The organism is Rahnella laticis, assembly GCF_015644585.1.
Classification (GTDB): Bacteria; Pseudomonadota; Gammaproteobacteria; order Enterobacterales; family Enterobacteriaceae; genus Rahnella; species Rahnella laticis.
The window spans coordinates 167,535-182,663 of record NZ_JADOBI010000002.1 but is presented as its reverse complement, the minus strand read 5'-3'; the positions used below and the strand labels follow the sequence as shown (position 1 = coordinate 182,663).

Genomic DNA, 15,129 nt, shown 5'->3' with positions numbered 1-15,129 from the left:
GCCGGTGAAAACCGGCTTTTACGGAGGTTATGCTTTTCGGGTGTACGCGATCATGTGGGATAGCGCGTACACCACGCAGCCGAGGAAGGCGGCGGGGGCGAGGCTGTCATAGAGATGTCCCGGCTGGGCGCCGGTATAGAGTATGACCGCCGAGACGGCGATGCCCATCATGGCGCCGGGCATGTGGATCCATCGGCTGAAACGTTCTTTTTTAGCTTTGTACGCCGCGAACTCCTGCTGCGTGCGTTCCAGCGCGTTGCCTAACCTTTCGCAATCTTCTTCATTCTGGCGAAAACCTTCGGTTAAACGGGCGTTTTCGTCATCCCGTTCGGCCAGCAGCTTTTTCAATTTCACCAGATTCTCTTTCGCTGACTGCCCTTCAAACTCTTCGCGTTTCAGGCTGACGCGCAGCTGGGCGATTTTCCGGTTCGCCTCGCAAGTGAGTTCTTTTTGCTGTTCGAGCAGCGCGTAATTGCCATCGGCGCGACGGTTAGCGGCATGGCGTTTACTTTCTTCTTCGCCGACGCGGTGTTCTGTATCACTTTCCATCTGATTTAAACGCTGTTGCAGTTTATCGCGCGCGGCCGCCATCGCAGCCATCTGGCTGCCGGTGTAACTTATCAGCTTATTGGCGGCGTCCAGCTCAGCCGAGGTCGAAGCCCCGGCGTTGCGCTGACGTGAACGGAGCAGCGCCAGTTCATCCGCGTGCTGGATCCTTTGAATTTCAGCCTGACGTTGCAGCTCAGAAATCCGGGCATTCAGGCGAAATGCTTCATCCCTCATTCGCCCGATTTCTTCTGTATTACCACTGGCAGAATTAACGGTGGCCGGTTTATTGCGCGCAACGGCCAGTTCGTTAGTGAGGCTGCGCACCTGTTTTTCCAGCGAGGCCAGTCTTTCCAGCGTGACGGCGGTGTCTTTAAAAACGGTTTTAACCTTTGCCTTATCTGCATCAGAGCGGCCGAAACTGACGCCTTTCAGCGCACTTTCCACCTCGCGGGCGATGGTGGTTTTGTCCATCGCCTTCATCCGGTTACAGGCGCTCGCCAGAAAGCTCGCGGCTTCATTACTGTTTCCGGTTCCAAATGCTTGTTTGATAAGGCTCTGTATCACGCTCATTTTGTCGTGCTCGCTCGCAGGATGTATTCAGGACACGCATGATGCAGACCTTAGGTGCATCAGATTCTAATTACTCATTGTATCAGATAGGATTTGTTTTATTTATCGAAGTTATTTTAAGCGGATGTTTTGAAGGATTAGTGGCCGTAGTCTTAAGATAAAAAAGCCGAAACACGGTTTCCCCCGGCTCCGGCTGTTTTCATGCGGGAATTAATGGAATTGCAGATACGCGACATGGGTTTGCAGATATTCCTGCAAGCCGTGTTTGCCGTCTGCGCCGCCGACGCCGGATTTGCGCCAGCCCGCATGGAAGCCCTGCATCGCTTCGAAGTTTTCGCGGTTGATGTAGGTTTCCCCGAACTTCAGCTGTTTCAGCGCTTTCATCGCGGTGTTGATATTGGAGGTGTAGATCGAAGACGTCAGCCCGTATTCGCTGTCGTTGGCCATCGTGATGGCTTCTTCCAGCGTTTTGAATGTCGCGACCGGCAGCACAGGGCCGAACACTTCTTCGTGCATGATCTGCATGTCCTGTTTCACATCCACCAGCACCGTCGGCTGATAGAAGAAGCCTTTGTCGTCGTGACGTTTGCCGCCCAGCAGCACTTTTGCGCCTTGTGAAACGGCTTTCGCCACTTTGTCCTCGACGCGTTTTAACGCCGCACCGCTGATGAGCGGCCCCATATCCAGCTCTTTTTGCTCGGCGGTATTGCCGAAGGTCACTTTTTTCATCGCCTCGCTGATCCGCGAAATGAATTCGTCGTACACGCCTTCCTGCACGTAAACACGTTCCGCACAGTTACACACCTGCCCGGTATTGATCACGCGTGAACTGACGATGGCTTTAACGGCCAGATCCAAATCCGCGTCGTCCATCACGATGGCCGGGGCTTTACCGCCCAGCTCCAGCGACACTTTCGTCACGTTCTGCGCGGCGGCGGTCATGGTGGCGATACCGGCGGCGACGCTGCCGGTCAGGCTGACCATCCCAACTTTCGGGTTGGCAGCCAGTTCCTGTCCGACGGTTGGCCCGTAGCCGGTCACAATGTTCAGCACGCCTTTTGGCAGGCCGATTTTGTGGATGATTTCAGCGAAAATCACCGCGTTATTCGGCGTGATTTCACTCGGTTTAATCACGATGGTATTGCCGGTGATCAGCGCCGGTGCGGCTTTGCGCGCAATCAGGAAGAACGGGAAGTTCCACGGCAGAATGCCGGTGGTCACGCCGATGGCTTTGCGGAACACAAAGATGTTTTCGTTTGGCCGGTCACTCTGAATGATTTCGCCTTCGTAACGGCGCGCCCATTCGGCCATGTAATCGAGATAATCGGCGGTAAACAGCACTTCGGTTTGCGCCAGGCCGAAGGTTTTGCCGCCTTCCGCAATAATGGTTTCGGTCAGTTCGGCTTCACGTTCGCGGATCCCGGCGGCGATTTTATGCAGCCACACGCCACGTTCCACCGCAGGCAAGGCTTCCCAACCAGGCTGCGCGGCTTCGGCAGCATCAATGGCTTTTTTCGCATCTTCCGCAGAGCCTTCCGGGATCTGCGAAATCACCTGTTCTGTCGCCGGATTGACCACGTCAATCCATTTACCGCCGGTGTTTTCAACGAATTCGCCGTTGATGTACATACGTTTTTGAACTGTGCCCATGTCAGAAATCTCCAAAGAACGGATAGAGGGATGATGAACGAGTTGTTAAAAAATAAGCTCTTTTTTGTAAAGTTCTAACAGCCTGTTCTATCCGTGACGTTTTTACCTTTCCGTGATTGCCAGTTCGTTTTGAGAAATGGCAAAAATGTCATGGTCGGTCTGCCCGACATAACATTTTTGCAAATCAGAGGGGGTTATTAAGAAGAGCGGAGATCACTGCCTGATGCTGCGCGGCGCATACCCAAATTCGCGCTTAAAGAGAGTTGAGAAATAATTGCTGTCGCAGAAACCGCACTGATGGGCGATGTCCGTGATCGAGCTGTCGCTGAAACGCAGCATGTTGCGCGCATTGAGCAGGCGCAGCCGGTTGAGGTAATTGAGCGGCGTGCAGCCGGTTTGCTGTTTCATCTGGCGATGCAGCGTGCGCAGGGACATGGAGAATTGTTCCGCCAGCACCGGCCAGTTGATCTCTTCGTCATAATGCTCGTTCATCCAGTCCAGCAGATTATTCAGGTCGCCCCCCTGCCCGCGATAACCAACATCACGGCTGCCCTGACGCAGCAGCAATAAAAGCTGCATAAAATACAGCTCATGCTGAGCCTGCGATTCCGGCGTCTGGCTGACGGTTTTGCGCGCCAGCAGGTCGATGAGCGTTTTGGCCTGCGTCACCTGATTCGGGCTGATGCGCCAGTGTGCCGGATAAATGCCATCCACTTCCTGCGGCAATAAATCGCTGACGCCGTTGAGGAAACGAAACGCATTCGGGCCACGGTACAGGACGTTGGTCAGATGCAGATTGTCGGTATCTTCGTAAAGATGGTGGTCGCAGTGGCGCACAAAGCAGACGCTGCCTGCGCTGAGGATCAGCGGATGGTCATTAAAAACGTGCGTCCCGGTGCCCTGTTCGACCAGCACAATTTCGTTGAAATCCTGGTGATGATGCTCAGGAAAAGTTTCCTGCGGGAAACGGGGTTCAATGGCGACCGGGAAATTTCCTGAAGGGAAATAATCACTACTGCGTAACACGGTCATTTCCGACTCCTTATTAACATTATCGTAATATCTTAGTCGTCACTGACGCCGCCATCGGGCTGAAATTGTGATCTGCCAGCCGCTTTTGAACAAAACCTTTCTTTCCCGGCACAATCTTGCGCAATCCGGCGTATGACGCAGGTTTACGCCCTCTTTCAGTGCGGTTTTTCCCGGCACGAAATCGGTTTTTTTCGGGGCATTTCCGTGGGTCTGCACAAGATTGTTATCAATTTGTGAGGTTGTTCTCTTAAACCTTTGCAGCTTTGCCATAGTTAGCGCAGAACTGGCACTCGCGGAAAGGTCAGATCCTCAGCAACCTCCTAGAGTCGTGATCATGCGCCTGGCGCGTCGGCAATTTTTGGTCGTTAAACTTTATGCAGACTTATACGGAGTACAAACAATGAAATTAAAACACGTACTGAGCCTCACCCTGATCGCGAGCAGCATCCTGCTGGCAGGCGCGGCAACGGCAGAAGTGAAAATTGCGCTGGTGGCAAAGTCACTGGGCAACGGTTTCTTTGAAGCGGCAAACGTTGGCGCGCAGCAGGCAGCGAAAGAGCTGGGCGATGTGAAAGTGATTTACACCGGCCCGACCACTACCACCGCCGAAGCGCAGATTGAAGTGCTGAACGGCCTGATTGCACAGGGCGTTGATGCGATTGCGGTTTCCGCCAATGACCCGGACGCGCTGGTGCCGGTGCTGAAAAAAGCCATGCAGCGCGGCATTAAAGTGGTGTCCTGGGATTCCGGCGTCGCCAAAGAGGGCCGTCAGATCCACCTGAATCCGTCCAACAATGCGCTGATTGGCGAAACCAACGTCAAACTGGCCGCCGATGCACTGAAAGCGCTGAATGTCGAAAAAGGGGATGTCGCGATACTGAGCGCCACACCGACCTCGACCAACCAGAATCTGTGGATTGCCGAGATGAAAAAGGTGCTGCCAAAGTACCCTTCCGTCAATCTGGTGACTGTGGCATATGGCGATGATCTGTCAGATAAAAGTTATCGCGAAACTATCGGCTTATTGAAATCTTACCCGGATCTGAAAGTCATTATTTCCCCGTCTTCGGTCGGGATTGTGGCCGCCGCACAGGCGGTGAAAGATCAGGGCAAAATCGGCAAAGTTTACGTCACCGGCCTCGGTCTGCCGTCTGAAATGGCGGGCGCGGTGAAATCCGGCGCGACCAAGAGTTTTGCCATCTGGAACCCGATTGATCTTGGCTACGCGGCAACCTATCTGGCCGACGATCTGGTCAAAGGCACCGCCACCAAAACCGAAGCCAGCATGGGGCGTTTAGGTAAAGTGAAACTGGACGCGGACGGCAGCGGCGCGATGGCTGAACCGTTTGTTTACGACGCCAGCAACATCGACAAATTCTCGAAAATATTCTGATCCTGACGGCGGCTCATCGTTTTGCGGTGAGCCGTTTTGTTGTGCTTAGCCAGACAGGGGAAACGAAATGACAGATTCCACGACTCCGCTTTTGTCATTACAGGGCATCAGCAAGGTCTTTCCGGGTGTCAGGGCGCTGAATAACGTGCATGTGGATTTGTATCCGGGAAAAGTGACGGCCCTGATTGGCGAAAACGGCGCGGGTAAATCCACGCTGGTGAAAGTCATGACCGGCATTTATCAGCCGGAAGAAGGCGAGCTGCGTTATAAAGCGATTCCGATAAAACTGCCCAATCCGGAATCCGCGCATAAAGTCGGTATTACCGCCATCCATCAGGAAACCGTGCTGTTTGACGAACTTTCCGTGACCGAAAATATCTTCGTCGGCCACTACGTTTACGGCGGGATTTTTAAGCGGCTGAACTGGCCGGCGATGCATCAGCAGGCGCGCGATATTCTGACGCGTCTGGAAGTGAACATCGATCCGCATGCCATTTTGAAAGAGCTGAGCATCGCGCAGCGCCATATGGTGGCGATTGCCCGCGCGCTGTCGTTTGATGCCCAGGTGGTGATCCTCGACGAACCGACGGCGGCGCTGTCGCAGCATGAAATCGTGGAGTTTTATCAGATTGTCGAACGCCTTAAACACGAAGGAAAAGCCATCCTGTTTATCTCGCACAAGTTCGACGAAATTTTCGCGATTTCCGATTACTACACGGTGCTGCGCGACGGCAGTTATGTCGGCTCCGGCAAAATCTGTGATATCAGCGAGCCGCAGATGGTGACGATGATGGTCGGGCGCGAAGTCAGCCAGGCGTATCCGAAAGTGAACTGCGAACCGGGTGAAACGGTGTTACAGGTGCAGAATCTCAGCCATCCGACCGAATTTGCGGGCATCAGTTTCTCACTGCGCAAGGGCGAAATTCTCGGGTTCTACGGGCTGGTTGGCGCGGGACGAACCGAGCTGATGCAGGCGCTGTTTGGCGTGACACAACCGGGCGGCGGCAAGATTCTGATCCATGGCAAAGAACATCATTTCACCCGCCCTTCTCAGGCTATCCGCGCGGGCATTGTGTACGTGCCGGAAGAGCGCCAGAAACAAGGCGCGATTATCGATTTGCCGATCAGCCAGAACATCAGCCTGCCGCAGCTCAGCCAGCTCAATCCGCGCGGCGTGCTCAATGATAAAAAAGAGTGGGCGCTGGCCGACGATTATGCGCGCCGGTTGCAGGTGAAAGCCTCGAGCTGGAAACAGCCGGTGGGCACGCTCTCCGGCGGTAATCAGCAAAAAGTGGTGATCGCAAAATGGCTGGCGACGCAGCCGGACATCATCATTCTCGATGAACCGACCAAAGGGATTGATATCGGTTCGAAAGCAGCGGTGCACCAGTTTATGTCCGAGCTGGTCGGACGCGGGCTGGCGGTGATTATGGTGTCTTCCGAATTGCCGGAAGTTATGGGCATGGCGGACAGGATTATTGTGATGCACGAAGGGCTGATGGTGGCGGAATTCAACGCGGGTGACGCGACCGCCGAAATGATTGTCAGTGCCGCCAGCGGCGCGGGCGAGGAGGCGGCATGATCAAGAATTTACTCAAGTACCGTGAGCTGTTGCTGGCGGTGGTGATTGTCCTGATGGTGCTCGGCGTCGGCGCACGCTCACCTGAATTTATCGGCGCCGGAAACCTGCTGGAGATGTTCAACGACACCTCGATTCTGATCATTCTTGCACTCGGTCAGATGATGGTGCTGCTGACCAAAGGCATTGATTTGTCGATGGCCGCTAATCTGGCGCTCACCGGCATGATTGTTGCGCTGATCAACTTCCATCACCCTGACATTCCGGTGTGGTCGCTGGTCGTGCTGGCGACGGTTCTCGGCCTGATCATGGGCGCGATTAATGGCCTGCTGGTGTGGAAAGTGGGGATTCCGCCGATTGTGGTGACGCTGGGCACCATGAGTATTTATCGCGGGATTATTTTCCTGCTCTCGAACGGCGGCTGGATTAACGCCCATCAGATGAGCCCGGATTTCCTCAGCCTGCCGCGCGCACCGTTTCTTGGACTGCCGCTGCTCGGCTGGTGCGCGATTGTCGCGCTGATTCTGGTGGCGTATTTCCTGCGCTACAGCCGCACAGGCCGCGCGTTGTATACCGCAGGCGGCAATGCCACGGCGGCGTATTACACCGGCATCAACGCGGGCAAAATGCAGTTCATCAGCTTCTGCCTTTCCGGCGCGCTGGCGGGTTTCTGCGGATATCTGTGGATTTCACGTTTTGCCGTCGCCTACGTGGACGTCGCTAACGGCTTTGAATTACAGATTGTCGCCGCCTGCGTCATCGGCGGGATCAGCACCATGGGCGGCATCGGTTCAGTGGTCGGCTGCCTGCTCGGCGCGCTGTTCCTCGGCGTCATCAATAACGCCCTGCCAGTGATTGAAGTGTCGCCGTTCTGGCAGATGGCCATTTCTGGCGCGGTGATTGTTATCGCGGTGATCCTCAACGAACGCGGCAATAAACGTAAAGGAAGACTGATTTTACGCCATTCTCCTTCCGTCCACGCATCAGGACCTGAATCAGAGGCCAGATCATGAATAAGACCTTAACTTCGCGCACACCTGCACGGGAAAGTGCGCCGATGGCCGTGACACCTTTCTTCCGCCGCCTGATGTGCTGGGAGGTTTTTTTGCTGGGGGTGACGCTGCTGGTGTTCGTGGTGAACGCCCTCGCCTCGCCGTACTTCCTCAATATCTGGAATCTGTCGGACGCCACGTTCAATTTCACGGAAAAGGCCATTATTGTCCTGCCAATGGCGATGCTGATTATCGCCCGTGAAATCGATTTATCCGTCGCCTCAACGATGGCGCTGAGTTCCACCATAATGGGATTCTGTGCGCAGGCCGGGCTGCCGACACCGGCGCTGGTGGGCGTCGGGCTGAGCGTGGGATTATTGTGCGGGCTGATTAACGGGCTGCTGGTGACACGCCTGAATCTCTCATCGATTGTGATCACCATCGGGACCATGAGCTTGTTCCGTGGCATCACGTATGTGCTGCTCGGCGATCAGTCACTGAATAAATATCCGGCCAGCTTTGCGTGGTTCGGGCAGGGTTATGTCTGGGGGCCGCTGTCGTTTGAGTTCGCGTTATTTCTGGTTTTGGGTGCCGTCTTTTACTTCCTGCTACACAAAACCAACTTTGGACGCCGTACCTACGCCATCGGCAATAATCCGGTGGCGGCCTGGTATTCCGGCATTAACGTGAAGCGCCACAACCTGACGCTGTTTGTGCTGGTCGGCGTGATGTCCGGGCTGGCGGCGGTTCTGCTGACGTCACGGCTCGGCAGTACGCGCCCGACGCTGGCGCTTGGCTGGGAACTGAGCGTGATTACGATGGCGGTGCTCGGCGGCGTCAGCGTGCTGGGCGGTTCAGGCAGCATGACCGGCGTCATTATTGCCGCCTTCCTGATGGGCCTGCTGACCTTCGGCCTCAGCCTGCTCAACGTGCCGGGGATCGTGATGTCAGTCATCGTCGGCGCGATGCTGATTGTAGTGATTTCGCTGCCGGTGCTCTACCGGAGGATTATGGCAGCGCGGGGGAAATAGCGTCTGGCCTGCAATTCCCGCTTACGGGCGGGGATTGTGGGGAGAGAGTTGGGTTTCAATGCCTTCGCGTAATGCTTCAACCAGTTTTTCCAGCATAAATGCAATAAATGCCGTGCAGTCACTGGCGCGATCGCATTCACCCAATACGCGGTAATAATCCTGTTGCTGATTATGGATCAGGGTTTCAACCGGCAGCCAGGCGAGTTCAGGACGCCACTGGCTCAGGATCAGCGTTTGCCACAACCGCCCCATTCTTCCGTTGCCGTCCGCAAACGGATGGATGAATTCAAATTCGTAATGAAAAATACAGCTGGCTATCAGCGGATGAATCTCGGTTTCCTTCAGCCAGTTCAGCAAATCGGCCATCAGGCGCGGAAGCTGCCCGACCGGCGGCGCCATATGAATCAGCTGATTATCGCGATAAACCCCGACATCACCACTACGCAGGTGGCCCGGTGCATCCACCAGGCCGGTCATCATCAGCCGGTGAGCTTTCAGGACATCGTCGAGAACATAGCTTTTCCACATGGGTAGCTGTTCGTAAGTCAGGATCGCGTTACGAACTTCCTGAATATCTTTTTGCGGCGCGAGCACGCGCTTGCCTTCCATAATAGCCGTCACCTGTTGGGTGGACAGGCTGTTATGTTCAATCGCCAGTGAAGCCTGAATGGTCCGGATGCGGTTTTCTTTTCGCAGCAGCACCGATGATTGTTCCGCATGCGCGGCCCAGCGCCCGAGTAATTCCCCAACCTCAACGACCCGGTTCAGAATGGCAGGCGTAATACTGTACGGTGGCTGATAACCTGCCATTCAGTGCTCCTTTTAGAAATAGTGATGCGTAATAGTATCACGCGACAAAATCATCAAAAATTCTTCTTTTCTCTCCAGCCACTGAATCCTTTGTGCCGCCGCCTCTTGATTAAAAGGCTATGACTCCCGTAGTTTAAACCCACAGCTTGGTTTCTGAATGTCTTGAAACAATGGGGAAAACATATGCGGATTTTAGTGGTAGGCGCGGGTGCGACGGGCGGATATTTTGGTGCGCGACTGGCTCAGGCCGGGCAGGACGTGACGTTTTTACTGCGCGAGAAGCGCGCGCTGGCGGTGGAGAAAGACGGACTGACAGTTCACAGCCCGCACGGTGATTTTCACCTGCAACCCGCCGTGGTACAAGCTTCTCAGCTGACCGGCCCTTATGATCTGATTCTGCTGACGGTGAAAAGTTTCGGGCTGGAAGCAGCCATCAAGGATATCGCACCGGTCGTGGGCGAAAATACGCTGGTCATGCCGGTGCTCAATGGTATGAAGCATATGGAAACGCTCAGCCAGCGGTTTGGTGAACACGCGCTGATCGGCGGACTGTGCAAAATCAACGCCACGCTGGATGCCGACGGCCATATCCACCAGATGACACCACTGCACCAGATTATCTATGGCGAGCTCTCCGGCGAGAAAACCGAACGCATTCTCAAAGTCGATCAGGCATTTCAGAGCGCGGGTATCGATGCCATCCTTTCAGAAACCATCATCAGCGATTTGTGGGAGAAGTGGCTGCTGCTTTCAAGCTTCGGCGCCATCACATGCACCATGCGCGGCAACATCGGTCAGGTCGCCTCTGCGCCGGGCGGAACGGAGTTCGCGCAGGCCATCGTGAGCGAAGCATTAACGACCATGAAAGCCTTTGGCTACGCGGAACGCGCGGCGGCGGTGGCAAAAGTCAGGGAAGCGGTGACCGACAAAAATTCGCCGCAAACGTCGTCGATGTATCGCGATATGACGCAGGGATATCCTATCGAAGCCGACCAGATTATTGGTGATTTAGTCGAACGCGCAACGCGTGTGGGGATCAGCATTCCGCTTTTACAGGCAGCGTATACGCATTTGTGTGTGTATCAGAAGAACCGCGAATAATGTCTGAATCTGTCAAATCTGAAGGCCAGAGAAGCTTCAAACGATAAAAACAAAAAACCCGCCAAAAGGCGGGAATTTTGTGGTGCTTCGGTTTGCGGCCTGACACCAAACAGGCGACCTGCGGGGAGGTGATCAACTCAAATTCACGCACCCGGCTACAAATCGCACGAACTCATTTTTCTGGCATATCTTTCATGGCTTTAATTTGAGTTAAGTTGAGCCATAAATTCAGTCACTTGTATAAATAAAACAGGTTATTTCAATAAACCGCCTGACGTGATATCCAGTACAAAATCCACCGCGGGAAATTTTATTCTTTCGGATTCTCTTTTTTATTGCCCGCTAATTCTCCCCCGGCAACATACGTATCAACGTATTATCGCGGCGGCGGTAATGGTGCCAGAGGGCAGCGAAAGCGTGCAATCCGATCAGATAATATCCGGCATTCGCCAGCCATTCGTGCAGGGTTTTTAACTGTTTTTGTAATGGCAGATCGGCCAGATAGCTTTTAGGCATTCTGATGTTAAACATCGTCCAGTCATGGCCGCCAAAATATTGCGACAAAATGCCCAGAACCGGTAAACCAATAAACATCAGATAAACAAAGCCATGCGTGATGGCCGACAAACAATGTTGCCAGCGCGGCGGAGCGGGTTTAATGGCGGGTGTGACGTACATCGCGCGAACAAAAAGGCGTACGCACATCAGAAATAATACGCAAAATCCCAGGCTGTAATGCGTAAGCGTTAATAGTTCTCGTACCAGTGAACCTTTGGCGAACGCGTCTTTTATATCCATCGTGGTATAGGTCAGAACGACCAAAACAAACACCAGCCAGTGCAGCACAATTTGCGGATAAGAATATCGGGTACGCATAGAAGTTCCGGTAAACAAAGTTACCGTTACCTTACTTGTTGAGACTTAAGCTTACATTAAGACGGCGGTTAACGCGCCGGAGGAAAGGATCCGTGGAAAGAAAAATTAACAGCCTTTGCAGTAAATGAATAAGAGATTAAAAAGCTGAGAAGTTGGATAACGCTACCTGCCCGGTTCATAACCTGACAGGTAACGCCCCAACACATCACGATTTAATTAACGCGCGATCAGGAAGCTTTCCAGCGCAGCGCCTTTATCCAGAGCGGCTTTGATAGCTGAAGGAGTACGACCCTGGCCGGTCCAGGTTTTTTTGGAACCGTCAGTGTCGGTGTACTCATACAGCGCAGGGCGCGGCTTACGTTTTGCTTTGGTGGTTTCTTTCGCCGCCTGATGGCCCAGCAGGTCATCAATTGCGATGCCGTCATTTGCCAGCATTTCGCGGTATTTCAGCAATTTCTCATCACGTTCTTGTTGTTGCGCGCTGCGTGCTTTCACGTTCTCGCGGGATTCTTCAACAATAGCGGTCAGTTTTTCCAGAATTTCTTCCAGAGTGCTTAATGGGGTTTCGCGAGCCTGAGCCCGAAGTGTACGGATATTATTCAAAACGTTTAACGCGTTGTCCATGATGTGCTCACTTTAGGGGGTATCATTAAATTAGTGACACTGATTCTACACAAACAAATAATGATATCAATTGCGTCAGGATAATATTACAACCGATTACACAATTCCTTTGCCTGCCGTTTAGTTTCATTGAATGTTAATACGCTATTTTTATAAGGGCTTGCTGTCTGAGAATAAATAAAATTATCCACTTTCCGCTTTAGCCTCTTGAAATAGGTTGCGAATTATTAACCTAAATTTAGGCATCTTCTTAATAGTATCGCAGCGTGAATAACCGATGTTGCTATTATGTACGATTGACACAAGTTCTTTTCTTTTCGTGCGAACCGCCACGGGGAAAATAGCGTTTTGATAGAATTATCCGATTTTTCCCCGCCTGAACGCATTTCCTGCACAAGAAATATGGCGCGATTTAACAATTTTCGCCTTAGACTGTGACTTCGGTCACAAACAGGATTTCCCTCATATTATGTTCAAAACCATTTTTTTTGTCTGCGCCGCCTGCGTGTTACTCAAGCTGGCGCTCGACTGGCAGGTTATTTTACAGACGGTTGAAGGCTGACCGCAGCGACTTTCGCCATCCCGACGAATTCCGACAGATTGCGCGTCAGCGTTCCCCGGCGCCAGATTAGCCACGTCGTCAGAAAGCGGTAGTTATCTGCCAGCGGCCAGGCGCTGACCGTCGTGCTGCCTGGCATACTTTCCAGCATACTGCGCGGCATCAGCGCCAGGCCGCCGCCCGCAATCACACACGCCAGCATTCCGTGATATGACTCCATCTCGTAGATTTTTCCCGGTGCGGCACCATCATCGGCAAACCAGCTTTCGAAATGCCGGCGATAGGAACAGTTCGAGCGAAACGCATAGATAATTTCGCCGTTAACCTCTTTCCCCCGCGTCACCGCCGCGTGATTGAGCGGTGCCACAATCACCATTTCTTCCTGATAAACCGGGATCCCGTCGAGTACCGGATGCAAAACCGGCCCGTCGACAAACGTCGCTTCCAGCTCGCCTTCCACCAGTTTATCCAGCAGTTCGCCGGAAGGACCGGTGCTCAGCGCCAGTTCAACTTTGCCAAATTCCTGATGATAGCGCGCCAGTAATGCCGGGATGCGCACCGCCGCCGTGCTCTCCAGCGCGCCGAGCGAGAAAATTCCCTGCGGCTCAGTGCCGGACACCGACACGCGCGCTTCTTCGACTAAATCCAGAATGCGGTTGTTGTAACTGAGAAAATTCCTGCCCGCAGGAGAAAGCCGCAAGCGCTGGTTTTCGCGGATAAACAGCTCCACGCCCAGTTCTGATTCAAGCTGTTTGATGCGCGTCGTCAGGTTCGACGGCACGCGGTGAACGCGGTGCGCGGCGGCGCTGATACTGCCGGTTTCAGCCACGGCGCGGAACATCTCAAGCTGGGACAGGTTCATAGGCTTTCTCAAAAAGTGAACGGTTTGCTTATTTTTATTCATTTTTATTAAGTCGTGCAAGCCTCTATTCTTAACGCACTGGCTTAACGAGGACACCGAAATGACGACAGCAAATTCGAACACACATGCAATCTCAGTCAATCCGTTTAACGGCGAACGCATCGCAGATTATGCGTACGACACCGATCTGGCACTTGAAGCCGCCGTTGCGCAGGGCTTTTCTGCATTTAAACAGTGGCGCAAAACAGACGTCAATGAACGCGCGGCCCTTCTGATCCGCCTGGCAGCCGCACTGCGCGAGGCCAGCGAAGACATCGCCCGCAGTATTTCTCTTGAGATGGGTAAACCGGTGAAACAGGCGCGCGCCGAAGTGGAGAAATCCGCCGGTTTGTGCGAATGGTATGCCGAAAATGGCCCGGCGATGCTGGCACCGGAACCGACTCTTGTCGATAACGGCGAGGCGCACATTCATTACCGCCCTTCCGGCATGATTCTGGCGATTATGCCGTGGAACTTCCCGGTCTGGCAGATCCTGCGCGGCGCGGTTCCGGCCTTGCTGGCGGGGAATACGTTCCTGCTCAAACCTGCGCCGAGCGTCATGGGCACCACATATCGGGTGAAACAGGCCGTGCTGAAAGCCGGTTTCCCGGCGGGTGCGTTTGGCGTGATCAATGTCGGCACACCGGCCGTTGCCACATTGATTGCCGATCCGCGCGTGGTGGCGGTAACGGTCACCGGCAGCGTGCGTGCCGGTGCGGCGATTGCGGAACTGGCAGGCAAACAGGTTAAAAAATGCGTGCTGGAACTTGGCGGGTCTGATCCGTTTATCGTTCTGAACGATGCCAGTCTCGACGAAGCGGTGAAAGCCGCCGTCGCCGGACGTTATCAGAACACCGGGCAGGTTTGCGCCGCAGCAAAACGTCTGATCATTGAAGAAGGCGTTGTCGACACGTTTACTGCGAAATTTGTGGCGGCTACCCAGGCGCTGGTCGTAGGAAATCCGCTGGATGACGACACTTATATCGGCCCGATGGCCCGTTTCGATTTACGCGATGAGCTGGATCAACAGGTTCAGGACAGCCTGTCCGAAGGCGCGACGTTGCTGCTGGGCGGTGAGAAAATTGCCGGAAACGGTAACTTCTACGCACCGACTATTCTCGGCAACGTTACACCGGAAATGACGGCATTTCGTCAGGAACTGTTCGGGCCGGTCGCAGCGATTACGGTTGCCCGTGACGCAGACCACGCGGTCGAGCTGGCCAATGACAGCGATTTTGGCCTGAGCGCCACGATTTTCACCGCTGATGCAGAACGTGCAAAGCAGATGACCGCAGAACTGGAAACCGGCGGCGTGTTCATCAACGGATACAGCGCATCGGATCCGCGCGTGGCGTTTGGCGGCGTGAAGAAAAGTGGCTATGGCCGCGAGTTGTCGCACTTCGGCCTGCGTGAATTCTGCAACGTGCAGACGGTCTGGACTGACCGCAAGTAATCACTGAAG

Annotated in this window: 12 protein-coding genes and 1 pseudogene; 6 read left to right on the top strand and 7 right to left on the bottom strand. The window is 54.0% G+C overall.

The annotated features are described in order from the left end of the window. Window positions 1–27 precede the first annotated feature (27 nt). The 3 genes from IV433_RS04085 to rhaS (IV433_RS04075) form a co-directional block, all read right to left on the bottom strand. Entirely contained in the window at window positions 28–1,119 is a 1,092-nt protein-coding gene (locus tag IV433_RS04085) for a coiled-coil domain-containing protein (protein WP_195813122.1), read from the bottom strand. Between the two features lie 210 nt (window positions 1,120–1,329). Beyond that, entirely contained in the window at window positions 1,330–2,769 is a 1,440-nt protein-coding gene (gene aldA, locus IV433_RS04080) for an aldehyde dehydrogenase (RefSeq protein WP_195813121.1), read from the bottom strand. A 213-nt stretch (window positions 2,770–2,982) separates the two neighbouring features. Further along, window positions 2,983–3,801, bottom strand: a complete 819-nt coding sequence (rhaS, locus tag IV433_RS04075) for an HTH-type transcriptional activator RhaS (protein WP_195813120.1) — start codon at window positions 3,799–3,801, stop codon at window positions 2,983–2,985. A gap of 400 nt (window positions 3,802–4,201) precedes the next feature. Between rhaS (IV433_RS04075) and rhaS (IV433_RS04070) the strand changes: the two genes are divergently transcribed. The 4 genes from rhaS (IV433_RS04070) to IV433_RS04055 all read left to right on the top strand — a co-directional run bounded on the left by rhaS (IV433_RS04070) (window position 4,202) and on the right by IV433_RS04055 (window position 8,796). Continuing rightward, the gene (gene rhaS / locus IV433_RS04070) at window positions 4,202–5,194 is read left to right on the top strand and encodes a rhamnose ABC transporter substrate-binding protein (RefSeq protein ID WP_195813119.1); all 993 of its coding nucleotides are present in this window, start codon (window positions 4,202–4,204) and stop codon (window positions 5,192–5,194) included. A gap of 67 nt (window positions 5,195–5,261) precedes the next feature. After that, a complete protein-coding gene (locus IV433_RS04065; protein WP_195813118.1) occupies window positions 5,262–6,776 on the top strand; it encodes a sugar ABC transporter ATP-binding protein in 1,515 nt (504 codons plus the stop codon). Continuing rightward, entirely contained in the window at window positions 6,773–7,786 is a 1,014-nt protein-coding gene (locus IV433_RS04060) for an ABC transporter permease (RefSeq protein ID WP_195813117.1), read from the top strand. Before IV433_RS04065 ends, IV433_RS04060 begins: the two co-directional genes overlap by 4 nt. After that, a complete protein-coding gene (locus tag IV433_RS04055) occupies window positions 7,783–8,796 on the top strand; it encodes an ABC transporter permease (RefSeq protein ID WP_195813116.1) in 1,014 nt (337 codons plus the stop codon). Before IV433_RS04060 ends, IV433_RS04055 begins: the two co-directional genes overlap by 4 nt. A 48-nt stretch (window positions 8,797–8,844) precedes the next feature. Here the strand turns inward: IV433_RS04055 and IV433_RS04050 are convergent. Continuing rightward, window positions 8,845–9,606: pseudogene (locus IV433_RS04050) on the bottom strand (Fic family protein); the annotation flags it as partial. 183 nt (window positions 9,607–9,789) lie between these two features. On the opposite strand from IV433_RS04050, the gene panE reads away from it, so the two are divergent. Then, window positions 9,790–10,707: a 2-dehydropantoate 2-reductase gene (gene panE, locus IV433_RS04045; protein ID WP_195813114.1), complete on the top strand. Its 918-nt coding sequence runs from the start codon at window positions 9,790–9,792 to the stop codon at window positions 10,705–10,707. Between the two features lie 342 nt (window positions 10,708–11,049). Here the strand turns inward: panE and IV433_RS04040 are convergent, their stop codons facing one another. From IV433_RS04040 to ptrR, 3 genes are all read right to left on the bottom strand, one after another. Further along, window positions 11,050–11,583 carry a cytochrome b gene (locus IV433_RS04040; RefSeq protein WP_195813113.1) on the bottom strand — a complete coding sequence of 178 codons (534 nt, stop codon included), beginning with the start codon at window positions 11,581–11,583 and terminating at the stop codon, window positions 11,050–11,052. 216 nt (window positions 11,584–11,799) lie between these two features. Further along, window positions 11,800–12,207 (bottom strand): H-NS family histone-like protein, encoded by a 408-nt coding sequence (locus tag IV433_RS04035; RefSeq protein WP_152326686.1) that lies wholly within the window; start codon window positions 12,205–12,207, stop codon window positions 11,800–11,802. A gap of 536 nt (window positions 12,208–12,743) precedes the next feature. Further along, the gene (gene ptrR / locus IV433_RS04030) at window positions 12,744–13,628 is read right to left on the bottom strand and encodes a putrescine utilization regulator PtrR (protein WP_195813112.1); all 885 of its coding nucleotides are present in this window, start codon (window positions 13,626–13,628) and stop codon (window positions 12,744–12,746) included. Window positions 13,629–13,728: 100 nt separating this feature from the next. Here ptrR and IV433_RS04025 point away from each other — a divergent pair, with 100 nt between their 5' ends. After that, window positions 13,729–15,120, top strand: a complete 1,392-nt coding sequence (locus IV433_RS04025) for an aldehyde dehydrogenase family protein (protein ID WP_195813111.1) — start codon at window positions 13,729–13,731, stop codon at window positions 15,118–15,120. Window positions 15,121–15,129: the final 9 nt, after the last annotated feature.